27 protein-coding genes are annotated in these 25,434 nt (G+C 64.8%); 16 read left to right on the top strand and 11 right to left on the bottom strand.

Translation table 11 applies throughout. The annotated features are described in order from the left end of the window. Positions 1 to 1,671 precede the first annotated feature (1,671 nt). Complete coding sequence (locus NA4_RS24105; protein ID WP_157129271.1) at positions 1,672 to 2,343, top strand: hypothetical protein; 672 nt, start codon at positions 1,672 to 1,674, stop codon at positions 2,341 to 2,343. Positions 2,344 to 2,592: 249 nt separating this feature from the next. Here NA4_RS24105 and NA4_RS24095 read toward each other — a convergent pair whose 3' ends face one another. Next, positions 2,593 to 4,221, bottom strand: coding sequence for an IS1634 family transposase (locus NA4_RS24095; RefSeq protein ID WP_067474274.1), 1,629 nt, complete (start codon positions 4,219 to 4,221; stop codon positions 2,593 to 2,595). A 421-nt stretch (positions 4,222 to 4,642) separates the two neighbouring features. Beyond that, entirely contained in the window at positions 4,643 to 8,035 is a 3,393-nt protein-coding gene (locus NA4_RS39395; protein ID WP_169811104.1) for a TIR domain-containing protein, read from the bottom strand. A gap of 767 nt (positions 8,036 to 8,802) precedes the next feature. Between NA4_RS39395 and NA4_RS24090 the strand changes: the two genes are divergently transcribed. Both NA4_RS24090 and NA4_RS24085 read left to right on the top strand, forming a co-directional pair. Next, complete coding sequence (locus NA4_RS24090) at positions 8,803 to 9,414, top strand: hypothetical protein (protein ID WP_067474271.1); 612 nt, start codon at positions 8,803 to 8,805, stop codon at positions 9,412 to 9,414. A 279-nt stretch (positions 9,415 to 9,693) separates the two neighbouring features. Further along, the gene (locus tag NA4_RS24085) at positions 9,694 to 9,969 is read left to right on the top strand and encodes a hypothetical protein (RefSeq protein WP_157129270.1); all 276 of its coding nucleotides are present in this window, start codon (positions 9,694 to 9,696) and stop codon (positions 9,967 to 9,969) included. A 230-nt stretch (positions 9,970 to 10,199) separates the two neighbouring features. Here NA4_RS24085 and NA4_RS24080 read toward each other — a convergent pair whose 3' ends face one another. The 3 genes from NA4_RS24080 to NA4_RS40715 all read right to left on the bottom strand — a co-directional run bounded on the left by NA4_RS24080 (position 10,200) and on the right by NA4_RS40715 (position 11,871). After that, a complete protein-coding gene (locus NA4_RS24080) occupies positions 10,200 to 10,952 on the bottom strand; it encodes a pentapeptide repeat-containing protein (RefSeq protein WP_067474265.1) in 753 nt (250 codons plus the stop codon). A gap of 340 nt (positions 10,953 to 11,292) precedes the next feature. Continuing rightward, positions 11,293 to 11,613, bottom strand: a complete 321-nt coding sequence (locus tag NA4_RS24075) for a hypothetical protein (RefSeq protein ID WP_067474262.1) — start codon at positions 11,611 to 11,613, stop codon at positions 11,293 to 11,295. A 102-nt stretch (positions 11,614 to 11,715) separates the two neighbouring features. Continuing rightward, positions 11,716 to 11,871: a hypothetical protein gene (locus NA4_RS40715; protein WP_157129269.1), complete on the bottom strand. Its 156-nt coding sequence runs from the start codon at positions 11,869 to 11,871 to the stop codon at positions 11,716 to 11,718. 583 nt (positions 11,872 to 12,454) lie between these two features. Between NA4_RS40715 and NA4_RS24070 the strand changes: the two genes are divergently transcribed. Next, entirely contained in the window at positions 12,455 to 12,985 is a 531-nt protein-coding gene (locus tag NA4_RS24070; RefSeq protein ID WP_067474259.1) for a hypothetical protein, read from the top strand. Between the two features lie 10 nt (positions 12,986 to 12,995). Here the strand turns inward: NA4_RS24070 and NA4_RS24065 are convergent, their stop codons facing one another. The 6 genes from NA4_RS24065 to NA4_RS24040 all read right to left on the bottom strand — a co-directional run bounded on the left by NA4_RS24065 (position 12,996) and on the right by NA4_RS24040 (position 16,758). Further along, entirely contained in the window at positions 12,996 to 13,175 is a 180-nt protein-coding gene (locus NA4_RS24065; protein WP_067474307.1) for a hypothetical protein, read from the bottom strand. Positions 13,176 to 13,518: 343 nt separating this feature from the next. Beyond that, positions 13,519 to 13,710: a DUF6011 domain-containing protein gene (locus tag NA4_RS24060; RefSeq protein WP_067474256.1), complete on the bottom strand. Its 192-nt coding sequence runs from the start codon at positions 13,708 to 13,710 to the stop codon at positions 13,519 to 13,521. Positions 13,711 to 14,005: 295 nt separating this feature from the next. After that, positions 14,006 to 15,160, bottom strand: coding sequence for a hypothetical protein (locus tag NA4_RS24055; protein WP_067474253.1), 1,155 nt, complete (start codon positions 15,158 to 15,160; stop codon positions 14,006 to 14,008). Beyond that, positions 15,157 to 15,708, bottom strand: coding sequence for an RNA polymerase sigma factor (locus tag NA4_RS24050; RefSeq protein WP_084497393.1), 552 nt, complete (start codon positions 15,706 to 15,708; stop codon positions 15,157 to 15,159). The genes NA4_RS24055 and NA4_RS24050 overlap by 4 nt, the downstream gene beginning before the upstream one ends. Beyond that, positions 15,705 to 15,938: a hypothetical protein gene (locus NA4_RS24045; RefSeq protein ID WP_067474250.1), complete on the bottom strand. Its 234-nt coding sequence runs from the start codon at positions 15,936 to 15,938 to the stop codon at positions 15,705 to 15,707. Before NA4_RS24045 ends, NA4_RS24050 begins: the two co-directional genes overlap by 4 nt. A gap of 196 nt (positions 15,939 to 16,134) precedes the next feature. Then, positions 16,135 to 16,758, bottom strand: coding sequence for a hypothetical protein (locus NA4_RS24040; RefSeq protein WP_157129268.1), 624 nt, complete (start codon positions 16,756 to 16,758; stop codon positions 16,135 to 16,137). Between the two features lie 594 nt (positions 16,759 to 17,352). On the opposite strand from NA4_RS24040, the gene NA4_RS24035 reads away from it, so the two are divergent. The 12 genes from NA4_RS24035 to NA4_RS40705 all read left to right on the top strand — a co-directional run. Further along, entirely contained in the window at positions 17,353 to 17,886 is a 534-nt protein-coding gene (locus tag NA4_RS24035) for a hypothetical protein (RefSeq protein WP_067474244.1), read from the top strand. Positions 17,887 to 18,436: 550 nt separating this feature from the next. Next, entirely contained in the window at positions 18,437 to 19,630 is a 1,194-nt protein-coding gene (locus tag NA4_RS42775; RefSeq protein WP_245671565.1) for an amidoligase family protein, read from the top strand. Further along, positions 19,618 to 20,418, top strand: a complete 801-nt coding sequence (locus NA4_RS24025; protein WP_067474242.1) for a class II glutamine amidotransferase — start codon at positions 19,618 to 19,620, stop codon at positions 20,416 to 20,418. The genes NA4_RS42775 and NA4_RS24025 overlap by 13 nt, the downstream gene beginning before the upstream one ends. Before the next feature lie 117 nt (positions 20,419 to 20,535). Further along, positions 20,536 to 21,741 carry a hypothetical protein gene (locus tag NA4_RS40710; RefSeq protein WP_067474230.1) on the top strand — a complete coding sequence of 402 codons (1,206 nt, stop codon included), beginning with the start codon at positions 20,536 to 20,538 and terminating at the stop codon, positions 21,739 to 21,741. Next, positions 21,729 to 22,484 (top strand): class II glutamine amidotransferase, encoded by a 756-nt coding sequence (locus NA4_RS24015; RefSeq protein WP_067474227.1) that lies wholly within the window; start codon positions 21,729 to 21,731, stop codon positions 22,482 to 22,484. The genes NA4_RS40710 and NA4_RS24015 overlap by 13 nt, the downstream gene beginning before the upstream one ends. A gap of 70 nt (positions 22,485 to 22,554) precedes the next feature. Further along, positions 22,555 to 22,812, top strand: a complete 258-nt coding sequence (locus NA4_RS24010; RefSeq protein WP_067474224.1) for a hypothetical protein — start codon at positions 22,555 to 22,557, stop codon at positions 22,810 to 22,812. Continuing rightward, the gene (locus NA4_RS24005; protein WP_067474221.1) at positions 22,809 to 23,243 is read left to right on the top strand and encodes a hypothetical protein; all 435 of its coding nucleotides are present in this window, start codon (positions 22,809 to 22,811) and stop codon (positions 23,241 to 23,243) included. Before NA4_RS24010 ends, NA4_RS24005 begins: the two co-directional genes overlap by 4 nt. Before the next feature lie 25 nt (positions 23,244 to 23,268). Further along, entirely contained in the window at positions 23,269 to 23,745 is a 477-nt protein-coding gene (locus tag NA4_RS24000; protein ID WP_067474218.1) for a DUF3085 domain-containing protein, read from the top strand. A 5-nt stretch (positions 23,746 to 23,750) separates the two neighbouring features. Continuing rightward, positions 23,751 to 24,251: a hypothetical protein gene (locus NA4_RS23995; RefSeq protein WP_157129267.1), complete on the top strand. Its 501-nt coding sequence runs from the start codon at positions 23,751 to 23,753 to the stop codon at positions 24,249 to 24,251. Continuing rightward, entirely contained in the window at positions 24,248 to 24,457 is a 210-nt protein-coding gene (locus tag NA4_RS23990; protein ID WP_157129266.1) for a hypothetical protein, read from the top strand. Before NA4_RS23995 ends, NA4_RS23990 begins: the two co-directional genes overlap by 4 nt. Before the next feature lie 57 nt (positions 24,458 to 24,514). Further along, the gene (locus tag NA4_RS23985) at positions 24,515 to 25,195 is read left to right on the top strand and encodes a hypothetical protein (protein WP_067474209.1); all 681 of its coding nucleotides are present in this window, start codon (positions 24,515 to 24,517) and stop codon (positions 25,193 to 25,195) included. Positions 25,196 to 25,209: 14 nt separating this feature from the next. Further along, a partial coding sequence (locus tag NA4_RS40705) for a DUF2786 domain-containing protein (protein WP_157129273.1) occupies positions 25,210 to 25,434 on the top strand: 225 nt, incomplete at its 3' end.

Genomic DNA, 25,434 nt, shown 5'->3' with positions numbered 1-25,434 from the left:
ACCAGGCCCAGCACTCAAGTGCAGTTCGAACAGATGCCGCACCGGCAGTGGAAACGCGCCACATGATCGCACAACCGAAATGACCGCTGCCCGGTTCTCGCGTGGAGCCGCCAGGGGAATCGAACCTCGCCGGGTCTCTCCTTGCTCTACCAGGTCAGCGAGCCGACTCACACACATCACCGGCGCTGCGACGCGTCACTACATTTCGCGACAGACGATACCGCCGCTGCTGATGACACGGTCATCACGGCGTCAGCACATGGATCCGCCGCCTGGTGATGACGGCGTCATCACCTCAGATCGTGCCCTGGAGCTTGCGGTTCTCCGCTGGAGACGCTCGGCACGTCGGCGGTTCACCAGCCCAACCTCGCTCCCGGATGACGGCGTTCGGATCGGCGTAGTTCGTATCCGGACGATCTACCGGAACGCGATCCGTCCGATCGGATTCATCTCATCCAACGAGCACGACGTGAGTAGTAGGCGCACGTAACCCGCGCGCAAGGAGGAGGTCAGGTGCAGCTGGAACGCACTGATCCGGCTTGGCTCATCAGGCACGAATCCGGCGAATCAGCCAGCGATCGGAGGGAGCCCATCGATGCAGAATCTCACACATATCTCTCGACAGCGGATCACTGAAGGTGTTGGATACCCTGCAGAGCTTTCGTTGCAGGTACAGGCACCCTAGACACGCCGCGATAGCGCAACAGCTTGGGAGGGTATCCCCGCATGAGCGTCGACATCACATGTCCGCACTGCCAGCGGCTGGACTTGGTGCAGAGCGTGCCCGCCCTGCACGCGGGCGGTGTCTCGACCAGCTTCGGCATGAGCAGTTATTCCGGCGTCGGAGTAGCTTCCACCGGTCTGGTACCGATCTTCGGCACTGCGACAGTGGAGCGCACTCTCACCACCGAACTAGCGCGGAGCCTCGCGCGCGAGCCTGCGCCGCAGCCCACCACGCGTCTGACCCGAGTCGGGGTGCTGTTGTTGATTCCGGCGCTGTTGGCTCTCGTCCCATCGGTTGCCTCGCTTGTCATCGAGGACCCGCAGGTACCAAGGTGGGCGGCGCTTGCGGCCGCCACCTTCTTCGTCGGTGCAATCGCTTCGCCGGGGCTGCTGGCGCTCAGTGTCGCTGTTGTTCGTTCTCGACGGAACCGGAAGATTGCACGGGGACGCCGAAGCGCACACGCGGTATGGCAGGCCGGATTCTACTGCCATCGCTGCGGCGTGGCGTATTGGCCACACTCACCAGCACCCGGAATTCCTGCGCGGCAAGCATTCACACCACACCACTTCCGCTGGTTTGTGTGGAACGCCGGGGGCTACATCCACGCCGCCTGATTTGCTACCGCGAAGCCGCTCCCAATGACCCGCATCTCGATGCAAATACCGACCTATTGGTGTTGTTCGCTAGTCTCGCCGACCGTGCAGTTTCGAGGAAGGCTCCCTCATCCGCCTGGTCGCCGGTGGGGTGACGTGTTCCGCGTTATCGAGATCGGCGCCGAGGGGTACACAGACAAACCACTCGTGCAAGCGGTCACGAACCCCCTCGGCATCGGAATCGGTGAGCCGACGTCCTCACCCCAGCACTCCATGTGAACGGGTTGCTCGCGCGCCACGGCAGCGTCACCGCACGCGGCTGCCGGAATTCCCTCCAGGGCCAAGGATGTCGTGGTGGGCTGGTGGCGCCGGGTCCGCCCGGACCGCGCCGATCAGGCCGGCGTGAAGCTCGAGCAGCTGCGTGTCGATGCCGTGGCCGCCCGCGGCAGCGGTGATACCGCGACAGAGGATGCTTTGGCCGGGGTGTGGCGGCTGCGGCTACACCGATTGGTCACGCTGCTCGCCGACAAGGTCGCCGACACCGAGATCCGCCGCGCGGCGGCGCCGAGAGACAAAGCGTCGCTGAGTCTGGTCGGATGCGCGACGTACCCTTGGAAGCGCCAAATGCCAGCGCCAAGGGGGTCTGCGATGTCCAGTTTTGAAGAGCTGTACAACAAGCTCATCGCAAAATCGAAGCTGCTTGGCCCCGACCCCGACCCCGACCGTTTACGGGCGCTGCGTGAAGAACTCGACCAGCTCGACTACCGGATCCGCGTCGAAGTTCCGGCAGGCGATCGGTACTACGAGCTGAATCTGCTGAGCCGACAGGCAAATGCTTGTCTAACCGCGGCGGATAACCGCGCTCAAATCGCCCGCAACGTCGCCCGCGCCGAGCATGAACGCGAAGCCCACGACGCGGCGAACCCGACCATCCTGAGTCCGCGCAGCGGGCTCGCAGACTGGACGCCCAACGCCATCATCCAGTCCGAACGCAACCGCCGAGAGGGCATCGAGCGCGAACGCTGACCGCCAAGAACCACTGTGATGCGGACATGGCGGGAACTTACTCGAAACGGACCGATTTCCTGGACCAGTTCGCTGAGCTGCAGGAACGAATCGACGGAAGCGGACCGCGCAGATCACGATCATCGAAGCCACGCTCCTCGGGCGGATCGAAGAAGCAGCTGACGCCCAAGGAGGCCGCCGAGATCGTAGCCAAGTATCAAGCCGGCTCGTCGATGGCCTGAGTTTGGTCAAACGGGTTAGTGCGTGAGGTCAGCCCCGCAATGAGTCCAGGATCTCCTGCTGTTCGGCGGGGATCTCGGGTGCGAAGGTCTGCTCGGCGCCGTTGATCGTGATCGTCGCCGACCGCAGAACCCGCAAGCCCCGCACGATTGCCCGGATACTCGACCCGGTCCGCGACTGCGCCGCCCGGGCCACCGCCAACGCTGTGAACACGATCGTCAGGTGCGCCTCGATCGCGTCACGAGTCCGCGCGAACATCGGCCGCGCCGCCAGATCGGTCTTCGACATGCGGAAACTCTGCTCGACATGCCATAAATCGTGATAGCTCGCGATCACTTCACCGGCGGACATCATGTCCGCGGGCATGTTCGTCACGTATCCCTTCAGCCCGGCCAGCCGCCGCGCCCGCGTCAGCGCCGCGTCGTCGAGGGCCTTCGTGCCCTTCACGGTCTTGACGAACCGTGGTGCGCGAGCGGCCTTCACCCCGTCGATGACCTCCCGGGCGCGGGCCTCTTGCGCATTGAGGGTCCGGTTGTCGCGGACATACCGTTTCGTCGAGTACGACCAGATCGCCCGCCACGACCCCGGATGCCGGTCGGGATCCCAGACCGGTTCGGCGCGGACCCCGGTCGGGTTGTCGTCGTTGGCGCCGCGTTTCGGGGTGACGGTGTCGATGACCTGACCGTCGGTGAACGATTCACCGTGCCAACGGAAATGGGACTCCAGATCGATCGGCGCCTTCGTCACCCGTGACCCGACGATGAACCGCATCCCGGCGTCGTCGAGCTTGGTCAGGTTCTCCGCCGACAGCATGCCCGCGTCCGCGACCACGACGAAACTTTCCAGATGATGCCGGGCCTGGAAACCCTCGATGATCGGCACGATCGTGTGCTTCTCGGCCTTGTTCCCCTCGAAACATCCTATCTCCAAAGGGAATCCGTGCCGGTCGACCAACAGTCCGACCACGATCTGCGGATCGACGCGGCGTTCTTTGGAGTAGCCGACCTTGCGCAGCCCGTCTTCTTTCTCCGCCTCGAAATACAGCGTCGTCACGTCGTACAAGCACAACGACACATCCCCGCTGGTCAGCGCATGCGCGAAACAGGCGTGCGCGACCCGGTCGCGGTAACCACCGGCCGCCGCACGGCCCAGGGTGCGCCGCAACGTCGAATACGACGCCGGCCGTCGCCCCATCTCGGTCAACACCCGCGCCGCATCAGCCAGCGACGAGGGTTCGACCAGGCGGGCGATCACCAGATCCCGGAACACCTCGTCGGCGACAGCGGCACCGAACCCGAGGGAGTCGTAGACGCCGGCCAGCGCGTCGAACAACACCGCGGAGCAGGTGCCGGTCACCCGGCCCGGCCCCACCGGCACCGCCACCTCAGCAGCCGGCGCGGCACTGAACAACGCCGCGACGTGTTCCGGTGCCGCTACCAGCGATGCTCGGGGCTGCACCGGCTCCACACCCAGGTCGAGTTGTCCTTGGGACTGGTCGGAGATCAGCTCGCGTGCCCGGGCCAACAAGATTCCGAGCTCGGCGTCGGTGCGTGCGGACCCGACATGCGCCACGATGCGTTGCCGGCGGTCGCCGGTGTACTCGGCGATCTGCACCGCAGTCGCACCGGAGGCTGTCCGCACTCGCCGGATGAACACCACGACCGTCGACTCTACCGACCGATTAGTGCGTGAAACCGACCCCACCCGCGAATATCACAGCAGGTCAAAGCGATACGCACCCCCGGATCCCGACCACCTGAACAAAGTCAGGACGGACCGATTTCCTGGACCAGTTCGCTGAGCTGCAGGAACGAATCGACGGAAGCGGACCGCGCAGATCACGATCATCGAAGCCACGCTCCTCGGGCGGATCGAAGAAGCAGCTGACGCCCAAGGAGGCCGCCGAGATCGTAGCCAAGTATCAAGCCGGCTCGTCGATGGCTCAGCTAAGGATGGAGCATCACATAGCCAAGCGGACTGTTGTGAAGGTGCTCCGGGAGGGTGGAGTGAGCCATTCGCCCCCGGTAGCGGGCAGCAGCGCCGTCGTTGGCTGAAGTCGTGGCGCAGCTCGCGCTAAACCTTACCGACCGCTGCCAGATTCACGCAGTGCGAACACGTAGGCGCCGCAAGCACCACCGACGAGTATTTGATGGGGCGTCCAATTCACGAACCTGAGTGCCCCGCCGACCCGCAGCGACGTAACCGGCGCACCAGTCGATGACAACCAGATTCGTATCGTGGCGTCAGAGGCAACCGTGGCAAGGTAGCGCCCAGTCGGATCGAATGCCATGCCCGCCACACCGGGTTCATCGAAGGTGCAACGCTCGGCTCCCTTGCGGGGGTCGCATATACGAACCGTCCCACGGCTATCGGCCGCAGCGAACAAGGAACCGCGAGGACACATTTCCAGACGCTCTGCCGACTCTGACAAGTGAAGAACCGATTCCGAGCTGTCCTCCAAGTCCCAGATCCGAACTGTGGCATCGTCTCCACACGACACCAGATACTCGCCGGAAGGATCGACTGCCAGCGCGCGTGCGCTGCTTCTATGGCCGGCTAGCACTCGGTGCGGACGACTCGCCTCCGGATTCCAGAGTCTGATCGCACCGTCGGCACACGCCGAGGCCAGCCAGGTTCCCGATGGATCGATAACAACATCCTTAACCGCGCTGATGTTCGACAGTGTGTTGAGCCTCTCCCCCAGGATCGGCGACCAGATCCGTATCTGGGGACCGTTGTCAGAGCAGGCTAGCCACCGCCCATTGGGTGCTGCTGTGAGTCGGGTTGCGACTTCCTTCTCGACATCATGACCTCGACCTACAAGGAAATACCGCTCTATTCCTTTGCGCGGATCCCAAATTCGCACTGTGCCGTCCTTCCCAGCCGATGCCAACCACGTGCCGTTAGGGTCTGATGCCAGCGCCGTAACGAAATTGGATTCGTGGTGCACATATGAGGTTGGGAAGTCGTGTTGCGCGGCGTCGACCCTGTGACAGATTGTGATACGACCAGTGTCACGACCTGCGAACGCATACCACGAGCCGGAACGGTCAGCGGTCAAGGCTGTGATCGAGCCGCCGCTGTCGTGCAGTGAGGGTTGAGGCTCTGTTGTCGGATCCCAAATCCGCACCGACCCATCCGAACTGCCCGAAATCAGCCGTCGACTCGACCGATCGGTAGCTAGCGCGTTGATGTCATCGGTGTGACTGGTAAAACAGTGACGTTGTACACCATTCGAGGTCGCCCACACGCGGATCGTGCGATCAGCGCCAGCTGATGCCAGCCAGCTTCCATCTGCGGCAACTGTCAGTGCTTGCACCCCTTCGAGGAGATTTCCACGGTGACCGGTCAGAACCAATTCCGGTGTTCCCGTGATGGTCGACCATGTACGTACAGCGGCTTCACGACCTCCGGTCGCAATCCAACGTCCTCCTGGGTCTACGGCCAGACATCGTGTTTCCTTCCTTCCGACACGAGCACGATTGGTCAGGTTGCGTATTGGTTCTCCGTCCGGCATCGGCCAGATCCGGACTGTTGCACCGTGACCGGCGGAGCACAACCACGCACCATGCGGATCGACTGCAAGGGCGTGGATAAACCCCGGCGAATCGAATTCGTGTAGCAAATGGCCAGTGGGTATGTCCCAGACCCGCACAGAATTTCCACCCCCCGCAGCCAGCCAGCGCCCTTCAGGGTCGATCACAAGCGCGCTGACGTACGTTGCGTACGCGAGACCCAACCTCACATGCGCGGAACCGGTCGGCATCGACCAAACCTGGATGACGCCAATCGAATCGGCCGCAGCCAACCAAGCACCCTTTTCATCCGTTGCTATTGCCACGACGCACCCGGAAGCGCTAAAACTGTGAATCCTGGCTCCCGTAAGCGGATCCCAGATGTCGACCGACGATCCGGAGCCACCTGATGCGAGCCAGTTGCCCCGTGGGTCGGCAACCAGCGTTCGCCTACGGTGTCTATCGGACTCACGGGCCAAACTGGAAATATGACGTATCGCGCCAGTTGCAGAATCCCAGATTTGCAGAGTGCCGTCCCACATAAGGGATGCCAGCCAGCGGCCGAGCTGATCGGCAGCAATAGCAACGATTCCAGGCTCGCCACTCGACAGAACCTGCAGCAGGCCAGACTGTGGGATATCAGGTAGCGGCCGCAGTGCAATCAGGTGTGGACCTTGGATCAACTGTGCAAGATGATCAGTGAGAGCGGTAAGACCGCGATCTCCTTTTATCCGGGTAAGCAGTGTCGCGGCCATCGAGGTGTCACAGTCAAGTGGCGCCAAAATATGGCTATGACGACGTAGCATTGTGATAGTTTCAAGAACAGCGTTATCAGGCTCGTTCCCAACCGAATTGAGAATTATCGTCGGACCATGGTGCTGAAGTGCGCGCACTAGCCAAGCCGCGCTCTGTTCAGTCGAGAGGTCACGAGGCACGGATACAGTGATGCTCTGCGATTCTGGACTGCGTCCAGATCTCACCGCGGAACCATACCCCTGGCCTTCTGAAATTCCTTCCGATTCCGAGCCCTCCCCGGGAGTCGAGTTATCCGGATCTACGATCGTGTCAGCATTCAGGGGCCGACCAAACACCTTGGGCGTCGATCGTTCCAATTGCTCTGGCGGGGCGATTGGTTCGTCATCTGCTGACACATCCGCATTCCTGGCTACCAGGCGACGGCCGTTGACTGGGCTGCTCCTGCCAGCCGAATCAGTCAATGCGCTGTGCAAGGAATCGGGTGAACTCGGCCACGAGACCATCGCTGCGTAGCCGCTGAGCAGATTGTCCAATAGCCTTGGGGGAATAGTGGTCCCATACGCTGCCATCAGATCGCGCGACAACTGATCGGATCGCGCGCGTATTGCCGTCGCCGATTCAGCACTGTTAACCGTCAGGCGGTCCGCCAGCACAGAGCCGAGCTCCTGCATCTCTGGCAGAAGGATGCCCAGCACGGGTACAGGCCTACGGTCACGGCTGCAGGTCAACGCCGCTCGAACCTCCCAGTCGACCCACCGCCGAGAGTAGGTGTCGCGGCCGATGAGAACGACTACGAAGTCGCACCCGGCAATCCGCTTGCGGATCTCGCGGCGTACCTCTGGTCCGCGGCTGATTTCGCCAGGATAGATCGACGAGCTACGGACCACCGATCCATTCTCGCGCTCGAACCGCTCGCGGGCATCGGCGTCTCTGCCATGGTGGTAGCTGACAAAAACCGAAGGTAGAAGCCGAGCTGGCGAACCTTCGTCCATATCGCCACGGATTGCACTTGGATGGAAGACCTGTACTTCGGGCAAATCTGGTGACCGCGTGAAACCAGGCCGTTCCGAAATAGTCTCACCGCGCAGATCCAGGAGGAGCTGCGTCAGTGGAAGACTCTTCAGATACGCATCGAGCGCGCTTTCGAACTCATCTGCGTATCTCGGGTCGAGGCTGTGATACTTCCACCTGTACCCTGTCACGGTCGTGGTTCCTTGGCGGCCCGAGGGCCCGTGCTCGGCCACGAACCGCTGCTGAAGCTCGGGATGGTTCCAGCCCAGCAGAATTACCAAATCCGGGCGAGAAGTAAGGACCATTCGTCGCGCCCGTCGGGCTCGCCTTGGGAGAAACTCGACGAAGATAGCGTCGGCATACTGCGCATGCGGTTGGCGGTACACCCGCACCCAGTGCGCTTCATACCGGACATGCCCGATAAGCCCTCCGTCATAAAGCGTCACACGACGATTACCCGAATCTTGAAGCTCTATCGGACGATTCGCACGCGCCTGCGACTGTGGACGAGGCGGAGGATCAGGCGGTACCCACGGTTTAGAGAGCTCCTGCTCAAGCCAAGCCGCGATCGTTTGGGAGTTCTCAGGACTGACACCGAGATACCCGTTATCCCACGTCACTGAGTGGGACCACTCATCCCGTGGCCGACTGAACTGAGATGCATCCCAGCGCCCCCGGAAGCCAGCGTCAGGTGCGCGCTCGGTGTCGGGTACCGGAGAGTAGAACTCAATCGCCGGCTCGTCCTTGTCGTAGATGAGCTGGTGATGCAGGCCATACTTCTGGCCCCGTCTAAGCAACCGGACGCGGAAGGTGCCCACCTCCACATTGCTCAGTTCGAGAAAGCTCATGAGACGCACCGAATCCCTCAGGGTCACTGACCATCTGGACCTAGACACCACTCTTCCAGGTGCCTACCCGTTCCGGTCCCGAATCGAGCGAGGAAGGTCAAGCTGTACTGGTGACAGCCGCCGTTATCACTGCCAGCGGGAGCATCCTGGTGGCGGTCCTCGTCTTCATCCTCAACCAGCGCGCGCAGGTCCGGCAGGAACGTCGGCAAGCCCGCCTGAGCAGGATCAACAACCAACTTCGGGAGCTCTATGGACCCCTGAACGCATTGGTCGACATCAACGAACGGATCTGGACCGCACTGCGTGAGTCTGGCCTTCCACCGCAGGCGGAGAGGAAACCTGAACTCGGCACCGACGATTGGCGCAGATGGCGGGCCAACTCCCTCATGCCAGCAAACCGACGAATGCGTGATCTCATCACCGAGCATGCAGACCTACTAATCGAAGCAGAAGTTCCGCAACCTCTCAGAGACTTCTGTGCACATGTCGCCTCGTTCGAAATCGTGCTGGCCGCTGAGGCCGAAGGTCTGAGCGAACGCACGCTTATCGGCCACCCTGGCGCGGCATACATCGCGTACGTCCGAGATGCCTTTGCATACCTAAAGAATGAACAGCAACGCCTGCTGCAGATGACTGCCCACCCCCCACCCCCCACCCCCCACACTGCCTCATGGGAGCTGATCGACATCGGCGTACACCACAGTGGAGCCGAGCTAACCTGATGGAGTTGTGGAGGGCACCGCCAAGGTCCAACCGGTACCGGCAGTAGGTTCAAGACACCGGGCCCTCGGGCAGTTTCGAGTAAGGACCACCAACAGAAGAAGTCGCAGGTCGATTGACCTGCGACTTCATTCGAGGTGGGCCTTATCGGGGTTGAAACCCTCTCACGGTGCGCGCTGATCGACCGATCGTGTCCGGCCGTCGCGCCATACTGACGGTCATGGGGTATCAAGCCGTACGGGGGCATTCGCGTAGGGGACGGACGGATAACCGGGAGTTACGTGAGGGGGTCGATCCGGTTCACCGACCGACGCGCACCGCAGCGGCCGGGGCGTTACCGGTCTCCGTACTTCCACGGCTACCGCAGTGCATCGCCCATGCCGATCCTGTGGCGCCTCGCGGCGCTCTTTGGCGGCGTGTTCCTCGTGCTGGTCGTGCTGACCCTCACCCACATGGGATCTCCCGACAGGCCGGCCGACACCGCCGTGGTGCCCTCGACTCTCGCGCCAGCGCAACCGACTGCCCCGCCGAAGTCGTGCTTCCCGTTCAACTGCTGACCGCAAGACGATCTATCGCCACCTCGACCCTGGCGACCCCACCGCCTGACCAGCGATGACGAGCCTGTCAGTCAGCGGCCCCCTATGAGCGAGGAACAGATCCGGCAGGCCCGCTCGCTGCTCACTCGCCCGGATGAGTCGGTATCCTCGATCGCGCGGCTGATTGGGTTTCGCGGACGACGCTGTAGAAGTAGATGCCCAAGCTGACGAATAGACAACGCTGATCCGTGTCAGTGGTCGACGAGAGCGTTCGCCTGCCACCCAGCTGGAGGGTCGGCCGGGTTCAGGATGAATGCCGCACCCTGCTTGATCGACCGTGCCAGTATCTCCGTGGCATCCCTGCCCCATCGAGTCTCGCTCGACCATGTGAGCTCAGAGAGCTCGTGAAGCGCAGGTAGCGTCGCACCGGTCAGGTCGGCACCGGTCAGGTCGGCCTGACGCAGAGTCGCCCCCGTCAGGTTTGCCTCTCGCAGGGTCGCGCCACCCAGCACGGTGCCGCGCAGATTGGCCCCGGACAGGTTGGCTCCGGCCAAAGCGGCCCTGCGTAGGACCGCTTGCTGCAGATCTGCGCCTACCAGAACCGCTCTCAGCAGGCTGGCGCCGGACAAGTCCGCGCCGGTCAGGACGGCGCCGCCCAGGTTGGCCCCGGTCAAGTCCGCGGCGGACAAAGACGCCCATGACAGATAGGCACCACGTAGGTCGGATCCTGTCAGATTTGCCTCCCGCAGGTCCGCGGCCACCAGGCTCATGCGACGCAGGTCCGCGTCTGCCAGATTCGCGCGGCCCAGAATCGCCTGCTGCAGATCTGCGCCTACCAGGACCGCCCCCCGCAGGTCGGCGGCGGTCAAGAAGCTATGACGGGACAGCGCGAACATCAGGTCTGCCTGTCGCAGGTCCGCGGCCACCAAGTCGGCGCCGCTCAGGTTCGCGCCGGCCAGATCTGCGTTACGTAGATCGGCGCTGGCCAAGTCCGCGTTGGTCATGTCCACACCGGTTTTCCTCGTGTGGAGACGCAGCTGACTCAGATCCGTGTCACTCAAGTCCTTACCAGCGGGGTAAGGTTTGCCCGTCTCGGCGCGCGAGTCGGCCGGGTCGACGGCAGACGGGGAAGACTGCCTCGGCGTAGAGGCCGCACTGTGCGAGGGGGTTTGCACCGCCTGCCGGTACCGATCCGCGTGCGGTTGGAATGCGGGCCAGCTTCCGGCGAGCATCGACAATAGGCGCCACCCAGCTGAATCCGCGACAGCCGGCGCAGGAGGCGCTGGCTGGCGAGTGGGCCAGGTCCCCGCGAGCATCGACAACAGCCGGCGCCCGAACGACAACTCAACCATTGCCTTCTCCGGACCTTTGGGTCAGCGCCGATGTTTCGCTGTAGGCAGCCAGCTTCTTCACCAGGGCGGGCGCCGCGACCCCTGCCCCGAATGCGGCAGCGTTGGTATTGATGATGTCGCCGTAAGCGATAGCCCACGTCGTCACTCCGGCGACACCGAGATTGATCATGACCCAGCTCAGGTACACACCTCCGCCCGGGCCGCCGTTGCTCCTGCGCCAGGGCCAGCCTTTGACCCGAGTACTCACCTCCAGGTAGGCGATACCGCAATTGGCTGCGGCGCCGGCGATGCCCCACAGGGCGTACTGCCACATGCGCCATACGATATGTGTCGCAGGACATACACAGCATCTTTCGGCGTAAAGGCAAAGACAGTGCGACACCGTAGAAGCCGCCACCACTGCCTCACCCGATTCTCAGTCGGCCGACGCTTTGCGTGCGATCACCACGGGTACCGTCGTTCCGGCGCGCTGCAGGGCCGCGGTTCGGCCGGGCGCCAGTTGCCCCAGCGTCGGCACGGCGACGTCGCGGCGATCACCCGTAGTGATGGGTGCGACTGGTATCGCGAACACCGCTCGCAGGAGTAGCGCCAGCGCCTCGGCGAGCTGTTTCGGCCCGCCCCGCAGCAGCAGGTGTAGGGGCCCAGCCGGTCGCGATTGCCGCAGTGACGGTGGCGATCTCGGTCATCCGCAGCTCACAGCACAGGGATCGGGCGAATCCATGTTGAGAACGTAATTCGCAACCCGGACACTTCGAGCAGTCCACCGCCCGCGGCTTCGCTGTGTGGTGGAGCACCTGCCTTGTAAGCGAAAGGTCGGCGGTTCCAGCGCCGGAGACTACGGACCAGAACCCCGTGAGCTGGTGATATTTACCTTTTCGACGGTGGCCCGTTTGCTTTGTATGACGCTTTCCTGGGTCGCCGCTACAAGCTGAACCCACCCGACAGCAGCCCTACCAACGACCAACCGATCGTGCCGGGGGTTCCTGTGCAAGTGCGGCTAAGTCCGTTGTAATACCGTGCTCGGTGCCCTCGAATCGCTTCGCCCAGTGAGCAGTTCAATCCTCAGGTCACTGCACCGGGTGCCGACGTCCAATAGCGGAAGCATGCGATCAAGTCGCTGCGGCGGGCCTGCTCGGCGCGATAGCCTGCTCGGCATGAAAGAGCTGGGGGATCTCGAGGATTTCGACGCACTCGAGGTAGCGCGTGAGCAGCTGCGCTATGCGATGATCGTCAACTCCGCGCCCATGACCCTGGAGACGCGACTACAGCTGGGCTTGCTCGCCGCCCAGGTCGCCCTGGCTGAGCGTCTTCCGTTGAAGGTCAACGGCACCCGGCGAGTACTGCGAGACGAGGAAGAGTTCGTGTGGGACGAGGAGTTCCTCGAAAGGTTCCTGCGCAATCTCGGCCCGTCGGGGCGGCGGTGGATTCGAGTGCTGGTCGATGAGGGCGGCGTGGCTACACCGGGGCGGATCAAGGAGGTCACCGGCGCCAAGTCTTTGGGCGGCATGAGCTCGACGATGCGGCGGGCCATGCACGCCACAACGGACAAACTCCCGCCACCACGGCTGATCCAGTTACGCACTACCGACGATCCGCAGAACCCCGTGATTGTGGAGTACCGCTTGGCCGAAGGCACCTTGCCAGTGGTCACCGCGGTGCTCGAACGCATCGACGGCAGCAGGTAGAGCTCGCCCCCTACGCCTGCGACGTGGGATCCGCAGCCACGAGCGTCTCGGTGCGGACACTGAACGGGTAGCGGCCGGGCGCCTCGAGCACGGCCTGCACGATCGCGTGCTCGTCGTCTTCGAGTTCCAGGACCTCGAAGACCGAGACTCCGCCCGCGACCAGCAGCACCTTGTCACCGATCTGAACCATGCCGGTGAGCCTATCCCGCAAGACCGACCAGTACGTGACAAGATCGAACTCATGTTCGACTACCTTCGAGTGGTGTACCGGCTCAGCGACGGCCGGAGCGTCGGACCCGGCCGCCTGTATCGACTGCGCAACGGCAGGTGGGCCGAGCCGTGGCCCCACGGCTGCCCGCACTGCGGACAACAGTTCGGTCCGAAGCGGATGCTCGTCGGTTCACTCGCATGCTTGCACGCCGGCGGTATTCATCGCCTCCACTTCTGCACCGCGTGTGGTCATGTCGTGTACACGCCACCGATAGCCCCAGATTGTGAGCACCCGACGACACGGTCGACCTGAGCCAGATGGCTCAGGCTGCAATGTCGAACAGGGTCAGCGCCCGTGGTTGTCGCGCAGCTGCGGCGCGCAGCTCGGCGCGCTCACGGACCGCGCAGGTCGGTCCGATGCCTTGTGCGACCGACTGCGGCGACAGCAGCCAGCCATTGCAGCGGCGGCAGTGCGCAACAAGTCGCACGGTGGATCTGTCGGCGGTGGCGGCCATGTCGTTCTCCTCGGCCGGGGCGGCTATGGCGCAAGCCTGACATGAGGCACCGACACCGGCTGCTGGGAACGAAGGAAACGCCGAGCCGGGAGAATCACGCGACGACGGATGTAGCAAGTACGACGAGCTGCTGCTGTCCTGTCGCGTAGCGCGGCGGCTACATCTGTGAATCTCGACGGCCGTCCGGGTGTGAAGACCCCGAATCCGGCCACGCCCAGACTCGATGTCCAAGCTGAGGGAAGCGTCCGCCGCTCAGGTTGCGGCGGACGCTTCCCGGGCGAACCCCGGCCTTGGCTCACACCAACGTGTTTCGGCCTCGCGTGTGGGTGCCGTAGTGGATCTCGTACACATCGTTTTCAATGTGTACAGAGTCCTCCTTGATCTGTTCGCGCCAGCGGTCGGGCCATTGGGTGGTCTGCTCTGACCACCGCAGCCCTTCGAGCGGCACGCCTGCCAGATCGACATTCCGCAGGTCTGCGCCGATGAAGTCGTTGAGCATCTGTTCGAGGAAGACCAGATAGCTGGCCAGCTCGGTCAGTGATTCGGTGACATGGGCGGACCAGTTGATCGACAGCCCGGCCACCACTCCGGCGTCCTGGTCCTCGGATTGTGCAAGCATCCCCTGGTGCATTGAGTCGAATGACGCTTCCACGTGGTCGGCGACCGCGTCCTTCCATCGATGCATGAGGCCGCGGTTGAGGGCGGTGGTGTTGAGGCCCTGGACGAGTTCGAGCCCGAAGCGCTCGTACACCTTCCGCATGTCGATGCCAGGGGCGGGAGAGGTCACGTCCATCTCGACGTCGGCGGCGTCCGTGGCATTGAGAACCGCGTTCTTGTCGTCCTCTTCGAGCGCTGCGAAGACGCCTGTGGCCCTGAGAAACGCGTCCTTGTCGTTGCCCTGGAAAACACGGATCAGTGCCTCCTTCTGCTCCTCCGACAGGCCGTCATCGTCACGAATTTCTTCAGCAGTCGCGACGCGCCACCGTTCTGCAGCAGGCCGGTGACGGTTTTCCCGGTCCAGGAGAGTCCGAATGCGGGTGGCGGCCGCGTCGAGTTGGCCCGCATCGACCATCCCCTTCCCGAGGAGCGTGGTGATTTCTCGCGCGGCGAATCCCAGTTTTGCGGCATAGTCGCCCCGCAGCACCAGCCGGATCTGCAGGGGCATGCGCGCCAGCTCGTCGGATGCCCATTCCAGCGTGCCGGGCGTATACAGCTGTTCCGCGGCGTCGGGAAGGGGCAGAGGAGGCTGCGGCAGGATCGCGGCGAGGCCAGCCTCGATGTCGAGCTTGTCGTGGATTCCTTCGACGAGCCTGTTGTGCCGATCAGCGAGGAGCACCTCCTCGAGACCGGCTTCGATGTCGAGCCTCGCGGCAAGTTCGGCATAGAACTGATCGCGATGGGTGTCCAGCCACCGGGTCACAGCCGAAGGGTCGTGCGGGTAGTCGGTCATTGCTGTGCCCCCTTTGCGAGGTATAGCGCCACGCCGCGTCGGGCTTTCCGTAGGTTGGACCGTACGGTGGCGGCCTTGAGCTGCAGTTCTCGGGCGATTTCGGCGGGGCTGTAGCCCTGCATCGTCCAGACCAGGATCTGCCGCTGCCGCGGCGGCAGTGTGGTGAGCGCTTCCTGGTACGCCGCGGATTGGACCCAGTCGTCCACATCGGTGGCGCAACCCAGTAGCGCTGAATACTCGGCTTCGTCGATGTGGTCCTGCTCAAGCGCGGAGTACCGGCGAACGAGCTCACGCCCAGCGACGACCCGAGCCCAGGCCAGGGGCGATTGGATCTTCGACCACGATTGCCACAGCTGGATCATCGTGTCCTGGGCGATGTCGGTCGCGTCCGCGACGCGCGCGCCCTGCGTCACCAGGAACCCCACAAGCTTCGCGATGTTCGCGCGGTAGAAGGCGCTGAACTGCTCGCGGTTTAGCTGCTCCACGTTCCGTTGGACGTCGGGGGGCGGTGGGGTGCGGAGGTTGATCTGGTCGTATTCCTCGGTCATCGGTCACGTCCTGCCGACCGTCCACCCACGGTCACTCGGGTGTGGAGGCCACCGGGACCGTCCTGCGCCTCGGCGCTGCTGTGTTCCGGCAATGCCCGTATGAGTTCGACCATCTGCATTCGATGCTCCTTGTGCCGCATAGCCTTCCATCTGAGCCGCAGCCCCAGAGCCACGACCACCGATGCGTTTCCCGTGATGCCTGCCACCAGGCTGATAAGAGTCAGATTCATCCGGCTCCCCCTCCTCGTACTGAGTTCGTTGCTAGGTAGAGGGGATTTGGATGCCGATCGTGCACTCACAGATCGAAAAAGTTCTTCGTCCGATACGTACAGGCGGGGTCGGCGGCGCAGAGTCGTCAGGCTGCGGGTGCAGGCAAGCCAGGCCCCCGCTCGACGGTCCTGGTCGCACAACGGGTGCTGGAGCCGGTTAGTCGCTGTCGTCTTCGGGCGTCGATGCGGCGGTGAGTTCGTCGGCCGATTCATGGCGTTCGCTGCCCAGCGCCCCGACCTCGACCGGCGCAGCCTGCCTTTTGGTGTTGCTTGCCTGTCCCGGCCTGGCGAATCGTCGTTCCGGGGTGTTCGCAACCGCCGGTGGGGTGTTCGCGGGTTGTGTGGCCGGTTCGCGGGTGCGCTGCGGTACCGGCGGGCTCGCGTCGGGGTGTGTGCGTGCGGCGTTGATCAGCTGCCGGGCCTGCTTCGGGGAAATTTCGAGCAGTTCGGCGACCTCGTCGTCGGATTGACCTTGCTCCCGGATCACCGCTGCGGCGGCGGCTTGGTCGGCGTGGTAGCGGGCGATGTCCTGTGCCGCTTGTGATTCGATCGCGCTGATCTGCTCGCGCAGTATGTCGATGTCTTGGTCGCGTTTGGTTTCACACGCGGTGATCGCTGCCCAATCACGCAGATACCGCTTCACCGCGTCATCGATGGTGCGCTCTCGCTGACGCACAAGGACGCGGCGTTCACGCAACCGTCCGCGCGAGCGTTCCAGCCGTTCAACAAGTTCCGGGGATCGAGCCGCGCGAGGGGAACGCGGCGGGCGACGCGACGACATGGTCGGCCTCCTAGCTCGGGCCCGCCTGCTGATTCTCCCGCCACCAATCCTACCGCCGCCACGACCCCTTCACGCCGCCCCCGGGTACCGAACTACCAGGGAAGAACTTTCGGCGCATCCCATTCCGGACCGCCACCGCGCCAACAACGCCTGGGACGGATCATTCGAATTCTCAACCGTATTCGCTGTCGGATCACACCGGCGTACGGCACGGGTCTTCGACCGGTTCCAGGTTGCGGCGCTCACGGCATCACCACTGGACCGGTCACCACCACACCATCGTCCCGCCTGCCGGGCGCAGACGCCGTCGGCCCCGGACCCGCTGTCGCGCTGCTTGCTTCGTGCCCGATCCCGGTGGCGTATGCCATCGGCGACTGATTCCTTCCACCCGCGACCGACGACATCGTCTGATGACAGCAACCGTTGCGTGGCTACGCCGTGGAAACGGCGTCTCCCACGCTCGGGAACTGCTGCGTGCGCGCGGCGGCGATCTCCCTCTGACGCTCGGAACAAGGCGAAGCGCCTGCACGAGTGGCAAACCACTTTTCTATCTGAAGTGGCACACCGAAACACACGAGAAGGGATCTCGACACCATGGGGCAGTACTACATGGCGGTCTTGCTCGCCGACGACGGCGCGAACATCGCCAGCCGCTTCAACCCCCGCGACTACAACGAGTTCTACAAACTCACCGAGCACTCATGGCTGGGCAACCCGTTCGTCGAAGCGGTCGAGCGGGCGCTGAACACGCCGGCTCGGGTCGTGTGGGCGGGCGATTACGCCGACAAAGAGCCGGGACGCGACATGAATCTGTTTCGCCTGGCCCAGTTCTCGGCCAAGACCCCACCGCCGGACCCCGCTCCAGTAGGCCGTTACGTGATCAACCATGACAAGCGGATGTTCGTCGACAAGCGCTCCGTCACCGAGAACGCCAGCGGATTCGCCCTGCACCCGCTGCCAGTGCTCACTGCGGAAGGCAACGGCCGCGGCAGCGGTGATCTCCATGAGGCGAACACGACCGGGAATTTCACCCTCGTCGGAACATGGGCGCGCGATCGGATCGCTGTCGGCGGCAGCGTGCCGGAACGCTATCGGAAGCTTCGGTTCGATTTGGTCGAGCTCTGGTGATACCTGTCTGCGGCGAAGGACCAGGCAGGAGCTATCTGCCTGGTCCTTCGCCCTGCAAGGCTACAGAGTCAAGGGCACACGTGTGGGCGTGGGAGTCACCCTGGGGCTTGCGATGCGCGGTCAACAGCGACCACACCCACGTGTGGCTGTCCGCAGCATCGACGACCTATCCGCGTAGCTCGGGTAATTCGTCTTCGCCGCACCAGAGGCGGTGACCCGGAGGCAACGGACATGGTTCGAGGCCGCTGGCAAGAGCAAGCCGACGACCGCTTGATTGCCCTCGAGCAGACTGCAGACGCCGTCGTCGCGGTCCGCGCCGAGGCATGGCCGCCGCATTCGCAGTAATCACTCCCGGCCGCGCCGCGGGCTATTCGATTCGTCTGCGTCGCAGGCGAACAGGATCGCGCCTATCTGACGCGCCTGTCCGGACTCGCCAGCGGGCCGCGTTGTTGTGAGCCCGCCCATGTAGCCAACACCCTGTTGCCCCTGAACGCCAGGCCGGGAATCGCTTCCGGTCTGGCGTTCTTTCGTATCCGGAAGGTGGCGCGTCATGCCCGATATCCCCTCGAATCCGCCGTGCGCGGTCTGCGGGAGCTGTGACCCGGGTGATCGGTACCCGGTCGACGAACAGACCGTCTGTGGTCGCTGCGTGCGGCGGCTGTCGCGGTGCGATCACTGCCGCGCGCTGTCTCTCGCGTTGACCGAGACCGCCGACGAACGCCAATTGTGCGCCGAATGTGTGACCGGCTGGCTGCCGTGTGTGTCGTGCCGGGCGGTGACCAACCCGCGGGTGCGTACCGACACCGACGAGCCGGTGTGCCTGCGGTGTGCGGCGGTGTTGTTCGACCTCTGTTACCAGTGCAGCCGCTACAGCGCCACCAGCCGGTATGTCTCCGGCGGTCACCGCGCCTGCGGCCGCTGCGTGGACCGGTTCGACTCCTGCCCCGACTGCGGCACCCTCACCCGGCGCGGCCGCAGCTGTGAGTGCCGCATCCACCGCGAGCATGTGTGGCATTACAGCTACAAACCCGATCCCCGCTTCCACGGCGAGGGGCCGCTGTATCTGGGGATGGAGCTGGAGGTCATCGTCCCGGACCACTGCTACAGCGAAGCCGTCTCGGTGGTCGGTGACCATCTCGGTCGGCTGGGTTACCTGAAGCAGGATTCCTCGATCCATCCCACCGGATTCGAGCTCGTCACCCATCCGATGAGTTACCGGTATGCGATCGAGAGGTTCCCGTGGCCGCTGCTGGGAGCGTTGGAAGAGCTCGATTGCGAAACCGACTCCACCGTGGGCCTGCATGTGCACGCCAGCCGCGACGGGTTCGATTCCCCCGCGCACGTCTACCGGTGGATGAAGTTGTTGTACCGCAACGAATCCGCGGTCTCCACCATCGCGCGGCGACGTTCCCCTTACGCGCCGTTCGACCGAACGGCGCGGGCGCGGGTGAAGGACACCGCCAAAGGCCCGCAGCACGCCGTGGGGCTGGCCCGCAATCAGGCGATCAACCCCTACCCCCGCAAAACCCTCGAGCTGCGGGTGTTCGCCAGCTCCCTGGATGTCGGGCGGGTGCAGGCGGCGCTGGCGTTCACCGCCGCCTCCATCGACTACACCCGCCGCCTCCGCGTCTCAGACGTGCGCGCCGGCGGGTGGGACTGGTCGCGGTTCGCCGCCTGGGTGCATACCCAGCCCGACTATCAGCCCCTGTGGGCGCAGATGGAGGACCTCGCATGTGCCTGTTGACCTACCTGCCCGCCGGGATCGCGCCTAATCCGGTCGCGTTGGCCCACGGTGCCGCGGCGAACCCGCACGGGCACGGATTCGCGATCATCGCCGGGCGCCGCATCCTCGTGGCTCGCGGCATGAATCCCACCCGCGTGATCGCCGAGTTCACCAAACTGCGTGCCCAACACCCGCACGGGGCGGCGTTGTTCCATTCCCGCTACGCCACCCACGGCACGATCGGGCTGCGTAACTGCCACCCGTTCCGGCTCGGCAAGGATCCGCGAACGGTGCTGGCGCACAATGGAACCCTGCCGAAACGGGTGCACCCCGGACCCTACGATCCGCGTTCGGATACCCGCATCGCGGCCGAGGAGTACCTGCCGAAGCAGCCGTTCGGATCGATCGACACCCACCCCGGCGCGCGAGGGCTGGCGTCGTGGCTGGGATCGAGCAAGCTGGTGATCCTCACCGTCGACCCGGCCTATGACCGTCACGCCTACCTGTTCGGCGAACCGGCCGGGCAGTGGGTGGAGGAGGTTTGGTACTCCAACACCAGCTACCTGCCACCCGCGCTGCGCTGGCCGACGCGGCGCCGCCGGTACCTGTGCGGGTACTGCCAGAAGCTCGACCTCGACAGCGCCAGCCGGTACTGCGGCGGCTGCGGGTGGTGCTTCGACTGCGAAACCGCGTTCCCTGACTGCACCTGCCACGCGCCTGAACCCGGCACGGCAACCTCACGCCACCGCGGGCTACGGGCGTTTAACCCGGCCCATCGACCTACCCGCCAGCAGGCCACAGCGCCGTGAAGCGGCGGGCTGCCACCCGCCGCTGATCCACCGATCCAGAACCCCGCATCCCCTCCCGTAGCTCGGAGCCGGGGTTCGGGGTTCTTTCCATTTCACCGAAAGGGACCTCGATTCGTCATGCCCGCATCCACCCTGGCCGACCCGTTATGTGAGGAATGCTCCCGCCCCGCCGCCACGATCGCCACGATCGACGGGGACCGGGTGTGCCCGGACTGCGCCGCCGACCTGTTGCGCTGCGACGGCTGCGCCGCCCACACCCACACTCTGAGCCGCACCGTTGAGGACACGCTGCTGTGCCGCGAATGCCTCACCGGTTGGCAGCGGTGCGGCGAATGCGACACCTACACCCGCGACACCCGTACCGTCGTCGGCGCCGTCGCGGACGTCTGCGCCGAGTGCGCTTCGGGCTACGAGACCTGCGACGACTGCGGTGAACTCGCCGTCGACCTGCAGCCCGTCGACGGAGGCAACCGGGTCTGCGGCAGCTGTGAGGACGAGGACTACCGCGAGTGCTTCGACTGCTTCACCCTCGTCCCGCGCGACCAAGGCTACTGCGACAGCTGCACGGATTCCCCTGCCCATGACGGAGTTCACGACTCGTACTACAAACCCGAACCACGCTTCCACGGTGACGGTCCACTGTTCCTCGGTCTGGAACTGGAAGTCAAAACTCCTGGCAGCGGTTATCGCGATGCGGTCGACACCGCCATCGCCCACATCGGGGACCTGGCGTATCTGAAGGAGGACGGCTCGATCTCCTGCGGGTTCGAACTCGTGACGCACCCGATGTCGTATGAGTACGCGCTCGAACGGTTTCCGTGGACGTTGCTGCGCCGTCTGCGGTTGCAGGGCTGCTACACCGACACCGGCGTCGGTATCCATGTCCATGTCTCCCGCGCTGGGTTCTCCTCCCCCGCGCATGCCTACCGGTGGCTGAAGTTCGTGTACCGCAACGAACACCCGGTGACCACGCTGGCGCGGCGGCGGGACTCGGAGTGGGCGGAGTTCTCCCCGCAGCAGCGCTCCAACGCTCAGCGCTACGCCAAGGGCAGCCAAGCCGGATACGGCCGCTATCAGGCCATCAACGTCTACCCAGAAGCCACGTTCGAACTGCGGATCTTCGCCAGCTCCCTGCACCCTCAACAGGTCCAAGCCGCCCTCGCATTCGCCGCCGCGTCGGTCGAATACACCCGCGAGCTATCGGCGGCGGATATCGCGCGCCGTCGCGGCTGGGAATGGACCGCCTTCACCGCCTGGGTGCGTTCGCGCCCGGAGTACTGCCCGCTGCTGGCTGAAATGGAGGCCCTCGCGTGTGCATCCTGACCTTCGTCAAACCCGGCATCAGCCCCGACCTCGACGCAGTGGGCAACGGCGCGTTGGCCAACCCGCACGGCCACGGCTACGCCGTGCTCACCGACACCGGCATCATCGTCGGCCGCGGCATGAACGCCGACGCGGTGATCAACGAGTTCGCTCGCGTACGTGACCACTACCCCGACGGTGCGGCGTTGTTCCATTCCCGGCTGGCCACCCACGGCCACCGCAGCCTGGACAACTGTCATCCCTTCCTCGTCGGCGGTGACGAGCGAACCGTACTCGCGCACAACGGGATCCTGCCCAGCAACGTCCATCCGCGTCTGGGTGACCGGCGCAGCGACACCCGCATCGCCGCGGAGGACTTTCTGCCGACCCGGCCGTTCGGGTCGCTGGATTCGTGGGCGGGCCGCCAGCGGCTGGAGCGGTGGCTGGGCAGCGACAAAATGGTGCTGCTGACCGTTGATCCGGCCTACAAGCATTCCGCGTACATCTTCAACGAACACTACGGCCACTGGGACGGCGGGATCTGGTACTCCAACCGCACCTACCAGCCGAACACCTGGGGCTACACCGCCGCGGACTGGGAGTACTGCCTGGCCTGCGGCGAACTCGACCCCGAGCAGCCCGGCTCGCACTGCACCGCGTGCGGATTCTGCGCCCAGTGCCTGCGACCGTTCCCGCGCTGCGAATGCGAGGCGCTCGATGGCCTCGAACGCTACGCCGACCTGACCGAACTCGAAAACGCCTGACACCACCGGTGTCTGTCACTCCATGCCGCCTTTCGGCATTTGCCCCCACCTCACGAGAGGGGACCTTTGCGTGACCTATCACCCGAATCTGGCCACGATCCTCATCCGGCTACGCGATGTCGACGGTCACGCGGTCATCGCCAGCACCGACGGCCACCATGTGCGGCTGCTACTGCGCGACCGCGACGAGCCCGAGAATGACTGGCGCTACGTCGATCTCGACGCCCGCACTGCCGACACCCTCGCCGCCGTGCTGGCCGGCCACGCCCGGCTTCGCCTGCTCCGGCGCGGCATGTGGTGGCGCCGTCTGCGAGGCGATCGCCGATGAGCGACTACCACACCCCGCCAGCACCGATCGCTGACGCGTCCGAGTCCGAGTTCCTTCGCCAGGTCCTCGCTCGCATCGACCGCTGGTTCGACGACGACACCAACCTCGACGAGCTCGATGACGCCCGCGATCTGCTGCGCCAGCGCTTGGCCAACACCGTCGTCGCCGCAGCCTGCGAGACCAGTGACGGCGGTGATCCGGTGGTCGCTCTCATCGCGACCGAACTGCATCGGCTTCGCCGCGCCCGGGTGGCGGCCACCGTGATCACCCGCGGCGGGTACGTCCACGACCACGTCCGCGTCCAGGCCGTGCACCGCCACCACACCGTGCTCACCCGCAACGGCCAGCAGGCCGGGGTGCTGCTGCCGCTGGCGTTCATCGAATCCGTCACTCCGCTCGGCGGCGTGATTCCAGCCTGCAAAACACCGTAATCCCTTCAGGAAAGGAGCTCTGCCGATGACATCGGTGACCCTGTGGTTCCCACTGTCGAAGGTGATCGACCTCGCCGAGCACGCAATGGCGGCTGCGGGCCATTCCCGCTCGCCGTATGACGATCCCGGACCGGCGGTGCCGTCGCTGATCTGGGTCAAAGACGAGGGCATCTATTTGATGAGCAATGGAATCCCGCGTCAGCCCGGCCAACCCGGTAGCCCGGCGGGTATGGCTCGCGTCGTCTACGCCCTCGGTCACGGACCCGAAACCCACTGGGATCACGGTGAACCGCTCGGTGACGACTTCTCTGAATACCTCGATCTCACCGAGGACTTCGACGGTCACACTCTCATCGAGTTGATCCGCACCCACGCCGCGATGAACGACTGGTTCTCCATCACCGTCTCACCCAGCAGCTTCGCAATGATGTTCAGCCCAACGCCATCCGCCGCCTGTCCACTTTCTGGCGGTGACCACCGCTCTTCCCGTGGTGTGGGGTGATTGCGGTGGAACTCGATTCCAGCCCATACCTCGCACGTCTGCAGACCGATCCTCAATATCGGTCGGTTCTGCCCGCCGTCGCCCCCACCGCGCGGGTGCTCGTCGCGGGGTATCACGCCGCGTTCGCGGCCCCGCCCCAGCCGGGCACCTCGATCGGCGTGTTCCCCGGTGTCGACCCTGTCCCCGCGAAGGCGGGGGTTGCGGCGGTGATGGCGTTGGTGCGCATCGAGTACGCCACGCAAGTCGACACCTCCGATGAGGACGGCGGCAGCCGACACGGCTGGAAACGGCAGCTGTTCGATCGGTTGCCGACCGGGTGCGGGTGGCGACTGCTGCCCGCCGAGCTCGATGAGCGTGCCCGGTGGGTGATCGCGCGCGGCAACCTTGCTGCCGGTGGCTTGCAGGCGTTGCTGCCGCGGTCGGTGAGCACCCAGGTACCCGGCGCACCCATCGCCGTCGCGGTGCACGACCTCGACCCGCACACCAGCCGCCGCTGGCCGTGGTGATCACCAACGCCGTCGATCTGGTGGCCTGGATAGAAGCCAGCCTTCCGGACCTGGACCCCGACCGGTTCGAGCCCTGGGTCGTCGAACCACCGGTCCCAGGCGCGCTACGCGCGGTGATCGAGATCCGAATTCACGCCCCCGCCGTCGCCGCGCAGGTGATTCGTATCGAGGTGTCAGCCGCACCGACCTCGGCCACCGACTCCTGACACCCGTCCCCCACGCCACGTCGGGTGGCGTATCCGATCGATTCGAGGTGATCGTCGTTGACCGAACCCGTACTACCGGCGCGGCCGCCGGTCCCTGTGCGGTTGGCGCACGCGCCGCTGTCGCAGGGGTTGGTGGTTCCGCACGTCACCCTCGCCCACCGCGACCGGACCCGACCGGTATGGGGCAAACTCGACCAGCGACGGCTGCGGGACACCCTGTCGCGCAGGCTGTGCCAGATCTGCGGGCAGCCCCTGGATGACCGGGTCGTGCTCTACATCCGGCCCGCCGACCATCTACGCGGTATCGCCCCGGAGCCGGGCGTGCACCCCGAATGCGGCCACTACTCCCGCCTCGCGTGCCCGATGCTGGCGGGACGGCAGGACCGCTACAACCCTCACCCGCCCGAGAAATTCGCCCGCTGCGAGGACCCTGCCTGCCCCTGCTGGCGGTGGCAGGCGAACGAGCGTGACTCGCGGGAGGCACCGCGCGAAGGCCAGCCCGCCGACGCCTGGTACGAGGTATGGATCCCGATCTCGGACTACACCGCCGTCCACGATCCCGGCACCGACACCACCCCACCGGTGACCGGTATCAAGCTGCGCGGGGCGAAACTGCTGAAGATCCGCAAGGTCCGCGACGCCGCGCCCGCCGCCGACGGGATGTCCGGTCAGGTCGACCTGCTGCGCGCCCACGTCGCCTTCGCGAGGCTGTTCGGCCTGAAAGGGATACGACTGTGACGGCCTCACAAAGGATGTTGGCCCGCGTCGGTGCGCTGCTGCGGAAGGCCGAAGGCACCGACAACGAGCATGAGGCCGAGGCGTTCTCGGCGATGGCGCAACGGCTGGCCACCCAGTATTCGATCGATTTGGCAATGGCGCGGGCCGCGTCACCGCGCGACTACTACACCGCCCACAGCAGCGCCCGCGGAAGATGGCGCGGCAGCCGGACCCGCCGCCGACCGGTACCGGCCGCGACC

Origin of the sequence: Nocardia amamiensis NBRC 102102, from assembly GCF_001612745.1 — a bacterium.
GTDB lineage: Bacteria > Actinomycetota > Actinomycetes > Mycobacteriales > Mycobacteriaceae > Nocardia > Nocardia amamiensis.
Note: the sequence above shows the minus strand (reverse complement) of the source record. Positions and strands in the feature narration are given on the sequence as shown.